A 16,277-nucleotide genomic window follows, 5' to 3' on the forward strand; every position below is an offset into this window, starting at 1 on the left:
GTGGGAGGGCGGGGGAGAACCCGGTAGCCGGAGGCCGCCGGCCAGGTAAGGGTCGCCTTACGTGATGTACTGCATTCCGGCAGGTCAGACCCCGGCTTGCTCGCTTCGCGGGAATTACGCAACAATGACGTTGTGAAAAACCGGAGTGAGCAGCGGGAGGCGCCCGCGGTCGCTGAGGCGGCCGGGACGCGGCAGCGCGTTGCCCGCTCCATTCTCGATCACGGTCCTTCCACCGCCGCCGAGCTCGCCGTGCGGCTCGGGCTCACGCAGGCCGCCGTCCGGCGTCATCTCGACGCGCTGGTCGCCGAGGGCCTGGTGGAGTCGCGGGAGAAGCGGGTGCACGGGGCGCGTGGCCGAGGCCGTCCGGCCAAGGCCTTCGCGCTCACCGACGGCGGCCGGGACGCCTTCGACCATGCCTATGACGAGCTCGCCGTCGAGGCGCTGCGCTGGATCGAGCGCGCCGCCGGGGGCGGGGAGCGCGGGGCGGCGGCCGTGCTGGCCTTCGCCAGGGACCGTGCCGCGGCCCAGGCCGAGCAGTACCGTTCCTTCCTGGAGACGGCCGCGCCGGACGGAAGGGCGCGTGCGCTGGCCGAGGCGCTGACGTCCTCCGGGTTCGCCGCCGCCGTCCAGGAGGTGGCGGCGCCGGCCGGCGAGCAGCTGTGCCAGCACCACTGCCCGGTGGCGCACGCGGCGCAGCGCTATCCGCAGCTGTGCGAGGCCGAGGCCGAGGTCTTCTCGGACCTGCTCGGCAGCCATGTGCAGCGGCTCGCCACCATCGCCCTCGGGGACGGCGTCTGCACGACCTTCGTGCCGAAGGCCGGTCACGCCGGTCACACCGGCCACGCCGGTCACGTCCCCGCCGAGACCACCACCGCAACCGACAGCACTGCCGGGAGGAACCCAGCATGACGCTCCCCACGGAGACCGCCCACCCCGAGCTCGACGGCCTGGGCACGTACGAATACGGCTGGGCCGACTCCGACGCGGCCGGCGCCGCGGCCAAGCGTGGCCTGTCCGAGGCCGTCGTCCGCGACATCTCGGGCAAGAAGTCCGAGCCCGAGTGGATGCTGAAGCTGCGCATGAAGGGCCTGAAGCTCTTCGGCAAGAAGCCCATGCCCAACTGGGGCTCCGACCTCAGCGGCATCGACTTCGACAACATCAAGTACTTCGTGCGGTCCACCGAGAAGCAGGCCCAGAGCTGGGACGACCTGCCGGAGGACATCAAGAACACCTACGACAGGCTCGGCATCCCCGAGGCCGAGAAGCAGCGCCTGGTGGCCGGCGTGGCCGCGCAGTACGAGTCGGAGGTCGTCTACCACCAGATCCGCGAGGACCTGGAGAAGCAGGGCGTCATCTTCCTCGACACCGACACGGCGCTCAAGGAGCACCCGGAGCTGTTCCAGGAGCACTTCGGCACCGTGATCCCGGCCGGCGACAACAAGTTCGCCGCGCTCAACACGGCGGTCTGGTCCGGCGGTTCCTTCATCTACGTGCCGCCGGGCGTGCACGTCGACATCCCGCTCCAGGCGTACTTCCGGATCAACACCGAGAACATGGGCCAGTTCGAGCGCACCCTGATCATCGTCGACGAGAACGCCTACGTGCACTACGTCGAGGGCTGCACCGCGCCGATCTACAACTCGGACTCGCTGCACTCCGCGGTCGTCGAGATCATCGTCAAGAAGGGCGGCCGCTGCCGCTACACGACCATCCAGAACTGGTCGAACAACGTCTACAACCTGGTGACCAAGCGCGCCGTCGCCTACGAGGGCGCCACCATGGAGTGGGTCGACGGCAACATCGGCTCCAAGGTCACCATGAAGTACCCGGCCGTCTACCTGATGGGCGAGCACGCCAAGGGCGAGACGCTGTCCGTCGCCTTCGCGGGCGAGGGCCAGCACCAGGACGCCGGCGCCAAGATGGTGCACATGGCTCCGCGCACCTCCTCCAACATCGTCTCCAAGTCGGTGGCCAGGGGCGGCGGCCGCACCTCCTACCGCGGCCTGATCGAGATCGCCGAGGGCGCGGCCGGCTCCAAGTCCAACGTGCTGTGTGACGCGCTGCTGGTGGACAGCATCTCCCGCTCGGACACCTACCCCTACGTCGACGTCCGCGAGGACGACGTGACGATGGGCCACGAGGCGACGGTCTCCAAGGTCAGCGACGACCAGCTCTTCTACCTGATGAGCCGCGGCCTCTCCGAGGACGAGGCGATGGCGATGATCGTGCGCGGCTTCGTCGAGCCCATCGCCAAGGAGCTGCCCATGGAGTACGCCCTGGAGCTCAACCGGCTGATCGAGCTGCAGATGGAGGGCTCGGTCGGCTGACCGGCGCTCCGTCCACGATCCCCCATCACGTCCGATCAAGAGAGTGAGCACGACGACACCCATGGCTGAGGCCCAGAGTATGCCGGCCGGCGCCAGCGCGGGCGGAGCGGTCGCGGTGGCCGCCGAGTCCAGCGTCGCCACCCGGATGAGCGCCCCGCCGTCCTTCGATGTGGCGGACTTCCCCGTCCCGCACGGCCGCGAGGAGGAGTGGCGGTTCACGCCCCTCGACCGGCTGCGGGGGTTGCACGACGGCACGGCCGTGCCCGGGGGCACCATCAAGGTCGAGGTCGAGGCGCCGGACGGGGTGACCGTCACCCCGGTCGGCCGGGACGACCCGCGGGTCGGCAGGGCCGGCGCCCCCGTCGACCGGGTCGCGGCCCAGGCGTTCAGCTCCTTCGAGAAGGCCACCGTGATCTCGGTGCCGAAGGAAGCGGTGCTGAAGGAGCCGGTCCGGGTCGCCCTGCACGGCGAGGGCGGTGTCACCTTCGGGCACACCGTCTTCGAGATCGGGGCCTTTGCCGAGGTCGTCCTCGTGCTCGACCACACCGGCGACACCGTCCGGTCGGCCAACGTCGAGTTCCTCGTCGGTGACGGCGCCAAGCTCACCGTCGTCAGCGTGCAGGACTGGGACGACACCGCCGTGCACTGCTCCCAGCACAGCGCGCTGGTCGGGCGGGACGCCAGCTTCAAGTCCGTGGTCGTCACCTTCGGCGGCGACGTGGTCCGGATACACCCGCGGGTCGCCTACGCGGGCCCGGGCGGCGAGGCCGAGCTGTACGGCGTCTACTTCACGGACAACGGCCAGCACCAGGAGCACCGGCTGCTGGTCGACCACAACGCGCCGAACTGCCGCAGCAACGTGGCCTACAAGGGCGCCCTCCAGGGCGCCGACGCGCACGCGGTGTGGATCGGCGACGTGGTGATCCGGACCTCCGCGACCGGCACCGACACCTACGAGCTCAACCGCAACCTGGTCCTCACCGACGGCGCCCGGGTCGACTCGGTCCCCAATCTGGAGATCGAGACCGGCGAGATCGCCGGCGCCGGCCACGCCTCGGCCACCGGCCGGTTCGAGGACGAGCAGCTGTTCTACCTGATGGCCCGCGGCATCCCCGCCGACGAGGCCCGCCGCCTGGTGGTGCGCGGCTTCTTCGCCGAGCTCGTCCAGCAGATCGGCGTGCCGGACGTCGAGGAGCGGCTGATCGCCAAGCTGGAGGCCGAGCTGGAGGCGTCGATCGCATGACCAGCGGCTTCGTGAAGGTGTGCGCGCTCGGCGACCTCGAGGAGGACGTGCCCAGGCGCGTGGAGCTCGACGACACCCCGGTCTGCGTCGTCCGTACCGAGGGCGAGGTGTTCGCGGTCAACGACATCTGCTCGCACGCGAACGTCTCGCTGTCCGAGGGCGAGGTGGAGGACTGCCAGGTCGAGTGCTGGCTGCACGGATCCAGCTTCGACCTGCGCACCGGCAAGCCCTCCGGGCTGCCGGCCACCCGCCCCATCCCCGTCTACCCCGTCAAGATCGAAGGAGAGGGGCCCGGCGCCGCCGTGCTCGTCTCCCTCTCCCAGGAGTCCTGAGGCATCCCCATGGCAACGCTTGAGATCCACGACCTGCACGTCTCCGTCGAGACCGAGACCGGCTCCACCGAGATCCTGCGCGGTGTCGACCTGACCGTGAAGCAGGGCGAGACCCACGCCATCATGGGCCCCAACGGCTCCGGCAAGTCCACCCTGGCGTACTCGCTGGCCGGTCACCCCAAGTACACCGTCACCGGCGGCACCGTCACGCTGGACGGCGAGGACGTGCTGGAGATGTCCGTCGACGAGCGGGCCCGCGCCGGCGTCTTCCTCGCCATGCAGTACCCGGTCGAGGTGCCCGGCGTCTCGGTCTCCAACTTCCTGCGCACCTCCGCCACCGCCATCCGCGGCGAGGCCCCCAAGCTGCGCACCTGGGTGAAGGAGGTCAAGGAGGCCATGCAGCGCCTCGAGATGGACCCGGCCTTCGCCGAGCGCAACGTCAACGAGGGCTTCTCCGGTGGCGAGAAGAAGCGCCACGAGATCCTCCAGCTGGAGCTGCTGAAGCCCAGGATCGCCATCCTCGACGAGACGGACTCCGGCCTCGACATCGACGCGCTGCGGATCGTCTCCGAGGGCGTCAACCGGCTGCGCGAGGGCGGCGAGGTCGGCACCCTGCTGATCACCCACTACACGCGGATCCTGCGCTACATCAAGCCGGACCACGTGCACGTGTTCGCCGGCGGCCGGATCGTCGAGTCCGCGGGCCCGGAGCTGGCCGACAAGCTCGAGGCCGAGGGCTACGAGCAGTACACCAAGGGGGGCGCCTCATGAGTCATACGCTGCCGGGTCTCCTCGACACCGAGGCGATCCGCAAGGACTTCCCGATCCTGCACCGCACCGTGCACGACGGGAAGCCGCTGGTCTACCTGGACAACGCGGCGAGCTCCCAGAAGCCGCGCCAGGTGCTGGACGCGATGTCCGAGTACTACGAGCGCCACCACGCCAACGTGCACCGCGGCGTCCACGTGCTCGCCGAGGAGGCCACCGCGCTCTACGAGGGCGCCCGCACCAAGGTCGCCTCGTTCGTCAACGCGCCGAGCAGGGACGAGGTGATCTTCACCAAGAACGCCTCGGAGTCGCTCAACCTGGTGGCCAACATGCTCGGCTGGGCCGAGGAGCCGTACCGGGTCGACGACCGCACCGAGATCGTCATCACGGAGATGGAGCACCACTCCAACATCGTGCCGTGGCAGTTCCTGGCGCAGCGCACCGGCGCGAAGCTGAAGTGGTTCGGCCTCACGGACGACGGCCGGCTCGACCTGTCGAACCTCGACGAGCTCATCACCGAGCACACCAAGGTCGTCTCCTTCGTGCTGGTCTCCAACGTGCTGGGCACCCACAACCCGGTCGAGGCGATCGTCAGGCGCGCCCAGCAGGTCGGCGCCCTGGTGGTGATCGACGCCTCGCAGGCCGCCCCGCACATGCCGCTCGACGTCCAGGCGCTGGGCGCGGACTTCGTGGCCTTCACCGGCCACAAGATGTGCGGGCCGACCGGCATCGGCGTGCTCTGGGGCCGGCAGGAGCTCCTGGAGGACCTGCCGCCCTTCCTCGGCGGCGGGGAGATGATCGAGACGGTCACGATGAGCTCGTCGACCTACGCGCCGGCGCCGCACAAGTTCGAGGCCGGCACGCCGCCGATCGCCGAGGCCGTGGGCCTCGGTGCCGCCGTCGACTACCTGACCGGCATCGGCATGGAGCGGATCGCGGCCCACGAGCAGGCCATCACCCGGTACGCGCTCGAGCGGCTGGCCGAGGTGCCGGACCTGCGGATCATCGGCCCGGTCAGCAGCGAGGACCGGGGCGCCACGGTGTCCTTCACCCTCGGTGACATCCACCCGCACGACGTGGGCCAGGTGCTCGACGAGCAGGGCATCGCCGTCCGCGTCGGCCACCACTGCGCGCGGCCGGTCTGCCTGCGGTACGGAATTCCGGCGACCACGCGAGCGTCGTTCTACCTGTACTCGACGCCGGCCGAGGTGGACGCCCTGGTCCGGGGCCTCGAGTACGTGCGTGGCTTCTTCGGATGAGGGTTCGGATGGGGATGGTGTGATCGCATGCGTCTGGAAGCGATGGAGTCGATGTACCAGGACGTGATCCTGGACCACTACAAGAACCCGCACGGGCGGGGTCTGCGGGACGGCGACGCCGAGGTCCACCACGTCAATCCCACGTGCGGTGACGAGATCACGCTGCGGGTCCGGTACGACGGCGAGACCGTCGCCGACGTCTCGTACGAGGGCCAGGGCTGTTCGATCAGCCAGGCCAGCGCGTCCGTGCTCAACGAGCTGCTGGTCGGCAAGGACCTCGCCGAGGCCCTGGCCGTCCAGGACACGTTCCTGCGCCTGATGCAGTCCAAGGGACAGATCACCCCGGACGACGCGATGGAGGAGGTGCTGGAGGACGCGGTGGCGTTCGCCGGCGTCTCCAAGTACCCGGCGCGGGTGAAGTGCGCGCTGCTGAGCTGGATGGCCTGGAAGGACGCCACCGCCCAGGCACTGGGCGACGGCCTGGTGAACGAGAGGACGACGTCATGAGCGACACCGAGACCGTCACGGCCAAGCCGGCCGGCGAGGAGGAGGTCCGGGAGGCGATGATGGACGTCGTCGACCCGGAGCTGGGGATCGACGTGGTCAACCTCGGTCTGATCTACGGCATCCACGTGGACGAGGACAACGTCGCCACCGTCGACATGACGCTCACCTCCGCGGCCTGCCCGCTGACGGACGTCATCGAGGACCAGGCCAGGTCGGCGACCGAGGGTCTGGTCACCGAGCTGAAGATCAACTGGGTCTGGATGCCGCCGTGGGGCCCGGACAAGATCACCGACGACGGCCGCGAGCAGCTGCGGGCCCTGGGCTTCAACGTCTGAGCCCCGATCTCCGCGCCGCCGGCCGGCGTCCCCCTCTCGGTGCCTCCCGCCGCCCCGCCCCGGGCACGGGAGGCACCGTCGTGTCCGGGCGCGCCCGGCTCAGGCGTGGTCGACCAGCTGGGCCTGGCCCTTGGCCCTGGCGCAGTGGCCGCAGCAGTAGAAGTGGCCGTCCGCCGTCTCCAGGCCGTGGCCCATGATCCGGGTCTGGCAGTTCTCGCAGATCGGGGCCATCCGCTGGACGGCGCACTCGAAGCTGTCGAAGACGTGGACCTCGCCCGCCGCGCGGACCTCGAAGGACATCCGGTAGTCGTTGCCGCAGACCTCGCACTCGGCCATCGGTTCTTCACTCCCTGTGATGATGTGATCGTGCCGCTGTTCGCCGCAAGGATGACCGGAAGGCCGGCGGCGGTCCCGGTCGGCGCGCGGGGCGGTCACTCCACCGGCGTGCGCCCGGCCGGCGATGTGTACGGCTGTACGTATCGTTGTGTACAGTAGTACGTATGGTCTATCTGACGCTTGCCGCCGCGATCGCCTCGGAGATCGTGGCCACCACCCTGATGAAGTACAGCGACGGCTTCAACCGGCTCTGGCCCAGTGTCGGCACCGTCGCCGGCTACCTCGTCGCCTTCGCGCTGCTGGCCCAGGTCCTGAAGTCCATGGACGTCGGCTCGGCCTACGCCATCTGGTCCGGCGCCGGCACCGCCGTCGTCGCCCTCATCGGGATCCTCTTCCTCGGCGAGGCCGCCACTGCCGCCAGGCTCCTCGGCGTCGCCCTGGTGGTCGCGGGCGTCGTCGCCCTCAACCTCGGCGGAGCCCACTGATGGCCCGCCGCTACGACCCGGACCGCCGTGAACGCATCGTCGAGGCCGCCGTCCGGGTCGTCACCGAGCACGGCATCGCCGGCCTCAGCCACCGCAACGTCGCCGCCGAGGCCGATGTGCCGCTGGGCTCCACCACCTACCACTTCGCCGACCGCGACGAACTGCTGGCCGCCGCCCTGAAGCGGATGAACGACGAGTGGCTCGCCGGCCTGGCCGACCGCCTCGCCGAGCATTCCGAACTACCGCTCGCCGAGCGGCTGGCCCGCTTCGTGGGCCACTGCCTCGGCTCGGACCGCGCCGAGACCGAGCTCTCCTACGAGCTCTACTTCGTCGGGCTCCGCAACCCGGCGCTCCGCCCGCTCTCCGCCGAACTCCTGGAGAGCGTCGCCGACCTGCTGCGCCCCGTCGTGCCCGACCCGGTCACCGCCAGACTGCTCACCGCCACGGTGGACGGGCTGCTGATCCAACTCCTGCTGAGCGGCCGCGACTACGACGAGCGGGAGGCCGCCGTCCTCTTCGAGCGGGTGCTCGCACCCCGGGCGCCCGCTGACCGGACCGGTTCGCCCCCGGCCGACGCCACCGGTTAGCGTCTGTGCCATGACCGACGAAACAACCCCCGCCACCGGCGCAGTCGCCACCGGCCTCGCCACCCTGACCCACGACGGGACCGTCCTCGACACCTGGTTCCCGGCGCCCGAGCTCACCTCGGAGCCGGGCATCGCCGGCACCGAGCGGCTGACCGCCGAGCGCGCCGCCGAACTGCTGGGCGAGGCCGCCACCCGGGCGGTGGGCCCCGACCCCCGCCGCGGCGTCGAGGTCGTGGCGGTCCGCACGGTCATCGCCTCCCTGGAGGACAAGCCGCTCGACGCGCACGACGTCTACCTCCGGCTGCACCTGCTCAGCCACCGCCTGGTCCGGCCCCACGGCCTCAACCTGGACGGCCAGTTCGGGCTGCTCGCCAACGTCGCCTGGACCAACCTCGGCCCGGTCCCCGTCGACCGGATCGAGGAGACCCGGCTCGCCGCCCGCGCCGAGGGGCTCGCGCTCACCGTCACCAGCGTCGACAAGTTCCCGCGGATGACGGACTACGTGGTGCCCGCCGGTGTCCGCGTCGGCGACGCCGACCGGGTCAGGCTCGGCGCCCACCTCGCCTCCGGCACCACCGTCATGCACGAGGGCTTCGTCAACTTCAACGCCGGCACCCTCGGCATCTCCATGGTCGAGGGCCGGATCAGCGCCGGAGTGCTCGTCGACGACGGCTCCGACATCGGCGGCGGCGCCTCGATCATGGGCACGCTCTCCGGCGGCGGCAAGCAGACCATCTCCATCGGCAGGCGCTGCCTGCTGGGCGCCCAGGCCGGCCTCGGCATCTCCCTCGGCGACGACTGCGTCGTGGAGGCCGGCCTCTACGTCACCGCGGGCACCCGGGTCACGCTGCCGGACGGCGCGGTCGTCAAGGCACTGGAGCTCTCCGGCGCCGACAACCTGCTGTTCCGCCGCAACTCCACCACCGGCGTCGTCGAGGCACTGCCCCGCACCGGCACCTGGGGCGGCCTCAACGAGGTCCTGCACAGCCACAACTGAGCCCGACGGGCTGTCAGCGGCGGGCGATAGGGTGACCGGCGTGAACGGATTCGCGGTGGGCCTGCGCTGTCTGGCCCAGGGACAACGGTGGGTGTTCGGTCGCCCGCGCTGGTTGCTGTTCGGGTTGGTGCCCGCGTTGATCGCCCTGGTGATCTACGTGGGCGCGCTGGTGGTGCTCGCCCTCCACGCCGGCGACGTCGCCGTCTGGGCCACCCCGTTCGCCGACGACTGGGAGGACCCCTGGCAGCCCCTGGTGCGGGTGGGGTTCGCGCTGCTGCTGGTCGCCGCCGGCCTGATGCTCGCGGTCATCACCTTCACCGCCGTCACCCTGATCATCGGCGACCCGTTCTACCAGTCGCTCGGCGAGAAAGTCGAGGAGACCGAGGGCGGCGCTCCGGCCGGCCAGGGGCGCTCGTTCTGGCAGGACATCCGGGTCTCGATCAGCGACAGCCTCCAGGTGCTGCTGCGGGTGCTGCTCCTCACCATCCCGCTGTTCGCGCTCGGCTTCGTCCCGGTCATCGGCCAGACCGTCATACCCGCCCTCGGCTTCGCCGTCTCCGGGTTCTTCCTCACCGTCGAACTCACCTCGGCCGCCCTCGACCGCCGTGGCCTGCCGCTCAAGGAGCGGATCCGGCTGCTGCGCCGCCGCCTGCCGGCCGCGCTCGGCTTCGGCGTGCCGCTGGTCCTGCTCTTCCTGATACCGCTCGGCGCGGTCCTGCTGATGCCCGGCGCGGTGGCCGGCGCCACGCTGCTGTCCCGCGCCCTCGCCGCCGAGCCCTCGGTGGCGCCGGGTCACGGGGCCACGGTGGCGGCCGGCACCAGCTGATCCGCCCCGGCGGGCGGGCGCCCAGGGCCGGTCAGGCCGGCGCCGGTTCCGTGAGGGCCGCGCGGAGCGCCGTCGTGAGGCGTTCGGTCAGGGCCTCGTCCGCCGGGAGCAGGGGCGGGCGGACCGGGCCGCCCGGCAGGCCCGCGGCCTGGAACAGCGCCTTCACGCTCACCGTGCCCGGCACCTCGTGCATCATCGCCTCCACCAGCGGCAGCAGCGCCCGGTGGCGGCGGGCCGCCAGCCCGGTGTCTCCCGCCGCGAACGCGTCGAGCACGCCGCGCACCTGCCGCCCCGCCACGTTCGCCACCGTGCTGACACAGCCGGCGGCCCCGAGCGCCAGCAGCGGCAGGTTGAACTCCTCGCTGCCCGAGTAGTAGGCGAGCCCGGTGTCGCCCATCACCAGGCCGGACTTGAGCAGGTCGCCGGCACAGTCCTTGATCCCCGCGATCCGCTCGTGCTCGGCGAGCCGCCGCAGCGAGTCCGCCGTCAGCGCGGTGCCGACCCCGGTGCGCGCGGGGATGTCGTACAGCATCACCGGCAGCCCGGTCGCGTCGGCCACCGCCCGCAGATGGGCGACGACGGCCTCCTGCGTGGGCCGCGAGTAGTAGGGCGTCACCACGAGCAGCCCGTGGGCGCCGGCCGCCTCGGCGGCCCTGGCCAGGCCGGCCGAGTGGCGGGTGTCCGCCGTGCCCACCCCGGCGACCACCGTCGCCCGGTCACCGACCGCCTCCACCACGGCCCGCACCAGCGCCGTCTTCTCGGCGTCCGTCGTGGTCGGCGACTCGCCCGTGGTGCCGCTCAGCACCAGGGCGTCGCAGCCCGCCCGGTCCACGAGGTGGGTGGCCAGCCGCTGGGCGCCCGCCAGGTCGAGGCCGCCGTCGGCGGAGAACGGAGTGATCATCGCGGCGGCACAGCGGCCGAAGGGAGGTGCGGACATGCCGGCAGTCTCCACCCCTTCGGCCGCCGTGGCCAACGGGAATCCCCGGTCAGGGCTGGAAGCGCAGCACCTGCGGGTCGTGGTCGCTCGCCTGGTCGGCGAACTCCGCGTTGATGTGCACGATGTCGTAGTCGAAGCGGCGGATCGACGAGGACACCAGCGTCTGGTCGAGCACCTGCGAGTTCCCCTGGAACACGTAGGTGTACCGCTCGTCACGCGGCAGCGAGTCCACCGCGCTGCGCAGCGCGCCGTCCGCCGTCAGGGCCCTGGTGGTCGGCGAGAACTCGAAGTCGTTGATGTCGCCGAGCACCACCACCCGCGCCTGCCGCTGCGCGGAACGGATGTCCCGCACGAAGGAGTTGACCACCCGGGCCTGGGCGATCCGCTGCGCCTCGGACGACCGCGCCGGCGGCTGGAAGCGGCCGTACAGCGACTGGTCGCCGCCCTTGGAGGCGAAGTGGTTGGCGACGACGATCACCGTCTCGCCACGGAAGGAGAACTCGGCGGCCAGCGGCTTGCGGCTGTCCTCCCAGGCCCAGTTGCCCGGGTCGACACGGCCAGGGGACGCGGTGAGCTCGGCCCGCCCGCGCCGCTTGACGACCTCGGTGCCGGTGGTCGAGTCCCCGCCGGCCCGGTCGACGAAGTCGACCCGCTCCGGGTTGAACAGGAAGACGGTGCGGATGTTGCCGCCCGGCTGCCCGCCGTCCTCGCCGTCCACCGGGTCGATGCCACGCCACTCGTACCGCGGACCGCCGGCCGCCACGATCGCGTCGACGAACCGCTGGAGCGTCTGGTCCGCGGCCACCGTGCCGTCGTCGGTCGCCCCGCTGTTGTCCTGCACCTCCTCGATCGCCAGGATGTCGGGGGCGGCCAGGTTCGAGACGACGGCCTCGGCCAGCCGGTCGAACTTGGCCTGGTCGTTGCCCGGGTTGAGGTTCTCCACGTTGTAGGTGGCGATGGCCAGCTCGTCCCGGCGCTGCGGCCTGGTGCTCTCCGGCTCCAGACCACCGGACTCCACGGTGCCCATCTCGCGGGCCGCCACCAGGTAGCCGCCGAACTCGTCGAAGTCCAGCGGGCCCTCGGTGGTGCCGGTCAGCACGTCGCCGACGTCGGCCGTCGGGAACGGCTCCTGGGCGACCGGAACCAGCGACTCCACCTTCAGCCGCCCGGCGTTCTGGTCGTCGTAGGAGGCATACCTGGTGCCGCCGTTGGCCGTCCGGTTGGCCTCCGCGTCGAGCGTCACCCACAGCTCGTAGTAGGGGGTGCTCGGGCCGACCACGGCGGCGTCCTCGACGGCCACGTTCATGCCCTCGAGCGACTCGAACAGGTCGAGCGCGTAGCGGTCGGGCCGCAGGGTGAGGGCCTCGATGTTCCCGCCCTCGGCCGGGTCGCCCGTCGGCGCGTAGCGGCGCGGCAGGTCGTCGGCGTCCAGGGTGACCGGCGCCGGCAGCTCGTTGCCCGAGGACACCACGGTCACCGTGGGCCGCGCTATCTGGGTCAGCGACTGGACGCCGGTGTCCACGCCACCCGGGTAGTACTCGCCGACGGTGCCGGACACCCGCACGTCGTCGCCCACCGCGACGCGCGGCGTGGAGCTGGTGAAGACGAAGACGCCCTCGCTGGTGGCCGGGTCGGCGTCCGGCGTCGGGTCCTGGATCCAGAACCCGCGCGAGCCGTAGGTGCGCACGCCGGTGACGATGCCCGCCACGTCGGTGACCTGCTGGCCGGCGTAGGGCGAGACCCGGGTGTCGCCCTGGATGTCGTGGATGCGGGGCGCCGCGAGCGTGCCGGGGGCGGCGGGCTCCTCGGCGTGCGAGGGGTCGACCAGCAGCACGGAGCAGAGACCGGCGACGACGAGCGCCCCGACGGCGACCGATCTGCGGCGCGGACGGACTGAGGCGGACAAGGGACCCTCCAGGGCGATAGCGGCAGGCCCTTCCAATCCGGGCCCTCTACGCGCGTCAACTTCCCGCAGTCCCACCTACCTTGTCAACGCCCTCCAGGGAGCCGGTGGGAAACGTTCCGGTTAATCGCCGTCCACCGCGCCGCCGCCCACCCGGCGCCTCCGCGGGCCAATGGTGATGAGCCGTCACGGGAGGGCCCTCGCCTCATCTAGGCTGGGGGCGGCCTTTGCAAGGTTTCGATGAGGAGCGATGGTGAACCCCGCTGACGAGCGTCCGGTCATGCCCCCCGTGCGGCTGCCCTCCGAGGCCGAGCTGGCCCGTGCTGCCCTGGCCGCCCCGCTCCTGTCCCGGGCGGCCAGGCTCGCGCACTGGTCCGCGCCGGAGGTCCGGGTGGGCGCGGGCGGGGAGCTGCCGGCCGACCGGCTGAAGCACGCCGTCACCGAGCTGGGCCTCGACGCCGACGAGGACGGCGAGGCGCTGGCGGCCGAGGCGTGGAACTTCGCGGTCGACAGCGGCCTCGTCGCCGTCCTGGAGGACGACGAGACGGACGGGGACACGGACGACGGCTCGGACGCCTACCCGGAGGGCGAGGAGGCGGGCGACGGCGAGTCGGTCGCCGGCACCGCCTCGCCCGGGCCCGAGCTGGCCCAGCTCACCGACGGGCGCCCGGCCGACGTGCTGGAGATCTGGTCCGAGGGCCTGGACGCCGTGCTGGCCGAGGTCGCCACCCCCACCTTCGAGGAACTGCTCGGCGAACTGCCCGAGCAGCCGGGGGAGGGCGAGGTGTTCGACCCCGCCACCGTCGACCTCGACGCCCTCGGCTGGGACCCGGAGGAGGAGGCCGACTTCCTGGACTCGGCGCTCGGCAGCCTCTACCTCTTCGCCCTCACCGACGACTCGGGCCAGGCCGCCAGCATGGTGCCGCTGCCGATGGTCGCCGCGGCCTCCGTGATCCCCGAGGACATGGACGAGCTGTCCGAGGCCGTGATGGACGAGCTGTCGGCCGCCGTGCTCAAACTGGACGAGCAGTTCCGCGCCCTGGTCGACACCGGCATCCTGGAGTACGAGCCGGTGGACGAGTCGGTGCTCGCCGAGGTCGGGGCCGACGACGAGGAGGCGCCGCCCCCGGCGGCCGACGCCGGCGAGGACGACCTGGCCCGCTACGGCCAGGCCCGGCTGACGCCCCTCGGGCTGCACGCGGTGCGCCGCCGGATGATCGAGGCCGGCCTCGCCGCGCCGCTGCTCGGCGAGTTGGCCGACCAGGGCGCCGACGCCCTGCTGGCCGCCCTGCCGCACCGCCCCGAGACCGCCGCCCACGACGAGGCCGCGCTGTGGCTGGCGGCCCGCGAACCGCTGGCCGCCACCCGCGAGCTGCTGGTCGCCGCCCGGGGCGACGACCCCGCGGCGCCCGGCCGCCGGCTCGGCTGCCAGCTGGTGCTCGCCATGATGGACGGCCGCGCCGAACCCGCGCTCCGCGAGGTGCTCGACGACCCCGAGCTGGGCGGCCTGGCCCGCGTCTGGCTGGCCGAGCACGGCGTGGTCGACGTGCCGCCGCCCGGCGAGGACATGGTCTTCTGGCTCACCATCGACACCCTGGCCGCCCAGCTCGGCGGCGCCGAGATCGAGGAGAACGTGCCCGAGCTGCGCGACCTGGTGACCGATCTGGCCGACCAGCACAGCGGCTTCTTCGACCGCGCCTGGCGCACCGACCACCCCGCCACCGCCGACGTCCTGGAGGCCGTGGGCCGGCTCCACCCCGACAAGCAGCTGGCCAAGCAGGCCCGTAAGGCCGCCTTCAAGTCCCGCTCCCGGGACTGACCCCGTGCCGCCGCGGGCCGCGCCCGTTCCGCCGCGCAACCCGCTGGCCGAACTGGTCGCGGTCCGCCACGCGGAGAGCACGGCCAACGTCCGCTTCGCCGCCGCGCGGCGGGGCGGCGGGCCGGTCGAGATCCCGTCCGAGCCCCGCGACGCCGACGTGCCGCTCTCCGACACGGGCCTGGCCCAGGCCGCGGCGCTCGGCCGCTGGCTCGCCGGCCTCGGCGCGGACCGCGGGCCCGAACTCGTCGTCTGCTCGCCCTATCTGCGCGCCGGGCACACCTGGGAGCTGATGGCGGAGGCCGCGGCCCCCGGCCCCTGGCCGGCGCCGCTGGTCGACGAGCGGCTTCGGGACCGGGAGATGGGCGTCTTCGAGCTGCTGCCGGGACGCGTGATCCGGGAGCGCGTGCCCGACGAGGCCGACCGCCGCGAGCGCCTCGGCGACTGGTACTACCGCCCGCCGGGCGGCGAGTCGCCGGCGGACGTCGCGCTGCGCGTCCGGGACCTGCTGACGGAGCTGGCCGGGGCGGTGCCAGGCCGGCGGGTGCTGCTGGTGGCCCACGACGCGGTCGTGGCGGCGGTCCGCCACGTGCTCGCCGGCCTCGGCGCGCCGCCGCCGGTCGGCGAGGAGCCGGTGGCCAACGCCTCGGTCTCCCGTTGGGTCGGCGACGGCGACCGGCTGCGGCTCGTCACGTACGGTGCCGTCGACCACCTGCCGGGCTAGAAGGAGTTCGCGGTCGACGCCCGGTCACGGTTGGGCCAAGGATCGGGCGGGGCGGCAACCTTCCGGCCGGTGTCAGGCGTCTGACCCGGGTCATAGTGATGTCCTGTACGTACGCAACCGGAGTTCTCGCGTGCTGATTTTCGGCTCCTCCACCAAGGTTCTCCAGCTGGCGATGCTGAACCTGCTGTGCAACTTCTGCGGCAACCCGTCGGCGCAGGCGCTGCGCAAGCGGGTCACCAAGTTCACCCTGTTCTTCATCCCGCTCTTCCCGATCGCGCCCGCCAAGCACACGCTGCAGTGCACGTTCTGCGGCGGGACCCAGGAGGTGTCCAAGGAGAACGTCGAGCACCTGCTGGCCGCCGCGGGCGCGGGCGCCCCGAACGACGGCAACCAGCCGCCGGCCCAGGGCGGCAACCCCTTCGCCGGCAACCCCTTCGCCGGCCAGCCGCAGCCGGGCCAGCCGCCGGCCGGGCAGCCGTACCCGCCGCAGGGCCAGCCGCGCGCCTGACGCGGGCGCCTTCGGCCCCGCGCAGCGCCGGAGCCGCCGGCACGCCCCCCTCATCGGGGGCGTGCCGGCGGCTCCGACGTGTCCTCGGACGTGCCATGTGACAAGGAGTTCCTCTTGCCCACCCTGACCACCGTCTCGGAACCCGACGCCGGCCCCTACGGCATCACCTTCGGCCCGGACGGCGCGCTCTGGTTCACCCTGGTGCACGCCGGCGAGATCGGCCGCCTCGCGCCCGACGGCCGCGTCGACCGATTCCCCGTGGACCCGGCCGGCGGCCCCACCGCCATCACCACGGGGCCGGACGGCGCCCTGTGGTTCACCCTCCACCGCGCCAACGCCATCGGCCGGATCACCGTCCGGGGAGAGACCACCACCTACCCCGTCCCC

Annotated in this window: 19 protein-coding genes; 16 read left to right on the forward strand and 3 right to left on the reverse strand. The window is 72.2% G+C overall.

The features are described 5' to 3' along the window. Window positions 1–132: 132 nt before the first annotated feature. The 8 genes from E1283_RS14755 to E1283_RS14790 all read left to right on the forward strand — a co-directional run bounded on the left by E1283_RS14755 (window position 133) and on the right by E1283_RS14790 (window position 6,771). Window positions 133–909 (forward strand): helix-turn-helix transcriptional regulator, encoded by a 777-nt coding sequence (locus E1283_RS14755; RefSeq protein ID WP_132818485.1) that lies wholly within the window; start codon window positions 133–135, stop codon window positions 907–909. Beyond that, complete coding sequence (sufB, locus tag E1283_RS14760; RefSeq protein WP_132818486.1) at window positions 906–2,327, forward strand: Fe-S cluster assembly protein SufB; 1,422 nt, start codon at window positions 906–908, stop codon at window positions 2,325–2,327. The genes E1283_RS14755 and sufB overlap by 4 nt, the downstream gene beginning before the upstream one ends. Window positions 2,328–2,388: 61 nt before the next feature. Then, window positions 2,389–3,570 carry a Fe-S cluster assembly protein SufD gene (sufD, locus tag E1283_RS14765; protein ID WP_132818487.1) on the forward strand — a complete coding sequence of 394 codons (1,182 nt, stop codon included), beginning with the start codon at window positions 2,389–2,391 and terminating at the stop codon, window positions 3,568–3,570. Continuing rightward, a complete protein-coding gene (locus E1283_RS14770) occupies window positions 3,567–3,902 on the forward strand; it encodes a non-heme iron oxygenase ferredoxin subunit (RefSeq protein WP_132818488.1) in 336 nt (111 codons plus the stop codon). Before sufD ends, E1283_RS14770 begins: the two co-directional genes overlap by 4 nt. A gap of 9 nt (window positions 3,903–3,911) precedes the next feature. Next, window positions 3,912–4,673 carry a Fe-S cluster assembly ATPase SufC gene (gene sufC, locus E1283_RS14775; RefSeq protein ID WP_132818489.1) on the forward strand — a complete coding sequence of 254 codons (762 nt, stop codon included), beginning with the start codon at window positions 3,912–3,914 and terminating at the stop codon, window positions 4,671–4,673. Further along, complete coding sequence (locus E1283_RS14780) at window positions 4,670–5,929, forward strand: cysteine desulfurase (RefSeq protein WP_132818490.1); 1,260 nt, start codon at window positions 4,670–4,672, stop codon at window positions 5,927–5,929. Before sufC ends, E1283_RS14780 begins: the two co-directional genes overlap by 4 nt. A gap of 27 nt (window positions 5,930–5,956) precedes the next feature. Continuing rightward, complete coding sequence (gene sufU / locus E1283_RS14785) at window positions 5,957–6,436, forward strand: Fe-S cluster assembly sulfur transfer protein SufU (RefSeq protein WP_243744847.1); 480 nt, start codon at window positions 5,957–5,959, stop codon at window positions 6,434–6,436. Next, window positions 6,433–6,771: a metal-sulfur cluster assembly factor gene (locus tag E1283_RS14790; RefSeq protein WP_132818491.1), complete on the forward strand. Its 339-nt coding sequence runs from the start codon at window positions 6,433–6,435 to the stop codon at window positions 6,769–6,771. The genes sufU and E1283_RS14790 overlap by 4 nt, the downstream gene beginning before the upstream one ends. Before the next feature lie 99 nt (window positions 6,772–6,870). On the opposite strand, the gene E1283_RS14795 is transcribed toward E1283_RS14790, so the two are convergent. Next, window positions 6,871–7,107: a hypothetical protein gene (locus E1283_RS14795; protein WP_132818492.1), complete on the reverse strand. Its 237-nt coding sequence runs from the start codon at window positions 7,105–7,107 to the stop codon at window positions 6,871–6,873. Window positions 7,108–7,271: 164 nt separating this feature from the next. Here E1283_RS14795 and E1283_RS14800 point away from each other — a divergent pair, with 164 nt between their 5' ends. From E1283_RS14800 to E1283_RS14815, 4 genes are read left to right on the forward strand one after another with little or no spacing between them, the layout of a single operon-like run. Further along, window positions 7,272–7,592, forward strand: a complete 321-nt coding sequence (locus E1283_RS14800) for a DMT family transporter (protein WP_132818493.1) — start codon at window positions 7,272–7,274, stop codon at window positions 7,590–7,592. Continuing rightward, window positions 7,592–8,179: a TetR/AcrR family transcriptional regulator gene (locus tag E1283_RS14805; RefSeq protein WP_132818494.1), complete on the forward strand. Its 588-nt coding sequence runs from the start codon at window positions 7,592–7,594 to the stop codon at window positions 8,177–8,179. The genes E1283_RS14800 and E1283_RS14805 overlap by 1 nt, the downstream gene beginning before the upstream one ends. Window positions 8,180–8,189: 10 nt before the next feature. Continuing rightward, on the forward strand, window positions 8,190–9,176 hold the full coding sequence (dapD, locus tag E1283_RS14810; RefSeq protein WP_132818495.1) for a 2,3,4,5-tetrahydropyridine-2,6-dicarboxylate N-succinyltransferase: 987 nt from the start codon (window positions 8,190–8,192) through the stop codon (window positions 9,174–9,176). A gap of 40 nt (window positions 9,177–9,216) precedes the next feature. Continuing rightward, window positions 9,217–10,002 carry an EI24 domain-containing protein gene (locus E1283_RS14815; RefSeq protein ID WP_132818496.1) on the forward strand — a complete coding sequence of 262 codons (786 nt, stop codon included), beginning with the start codon at window positions 9,217–9,219 and terminating at the stop codon, window positions 10,000–10,002. 31 nt (window positions 10,003–10,033) lie between these two features. Here E1283_RS14815 and dapA read toward each other — a convergent pair whose 3' ends face one another. After that, window positions 10,034–10,939, reverse strand: coding sequence for a 4-hydroxy-tetrahydrodipicolinate synthase (gene dapA / locus E1283_RS14820; RefSeq protein WP_132818497.1), 906 nt, complete (start codon window positions 10,937–10,939; stop codon window positions 10,034–10,036). A gap of 49 nt (window positions 10,940–10,988) precedes the next feature. Continuing rightward, window positions 10,989–12,845, reverse strand: a complete 1,857-nt coding sequence (locus E1283_RS14825; RefSeq protein WP_132818498.1) for an endonuclease/exonuclease/phosphatase family protein — start codon at window positions 12,843–12,845, stop codon at window positions 10,989–10,991. A gap of 247 nt (window positions 12,846–13,092) precedes the next feature. Here E1283_RS14825 and E1283_RS14830 point away from each other — a divergent pair, with 247 nt between their 5' ends. The 4 genes from E1283_RS14830 to E1283_RS14845 form a co-directional block, all read left to right on the forward strand. Next, a complete protein-coding gene (locus E1283_RS14830) occupies window positions 13,093–14,661 on the forward strand; it encodes a hypothetical protein (protein WP_132818499.1) in 1,569 nt (522 codons plus the stop codon). A gap of 4 nt (window positions 14,662–14,665) precedes the next feature. Continuing rightward, window positions 14,666–15,382 carry a histidine phosphatase family protein gene (locus E1283_RS14835; protein WP_132818500.1) on the forward strand — a complete coding sequence of 239 codons (717 nt, stop codon included), beginning with the start codon at window positions 14,666–14,668 and terminating at the stop codon, window positions 15,380–15,382. Between the two features lie 130 nt (window positions 15,383–15,512). Next, a complete protein-coding gene (locus E1283_RS14840) occupies window positions 15,513–15,890 on the forward strand; it encodes a zinc-ribbon domain-containing protein (RefSeq protein WP_132818501.1) in 378 nt (125 codons plus the stop codon). 114 nt (window positions 15,891–16,004) lie between these two features. Beyond that, the coding region (locus E1283_RS14845; protein ID WP_425086173.1) for a Vgb family protein at window positions 16,005–16,277 on the forward strand (273 nt) is incomplete at its 3' end.

Origin of the sequence: Streptomyces hainanensis (assembly GCF_004348415.1) — a bacterium.
In the GTDB taxonomy this organism is placed as follows: Bacteria; Actinomycetota; Actinomycetes; order Streptomycetales; family Streptomycetaceae; genus Streptomyces; species Streptomyces hainanensis.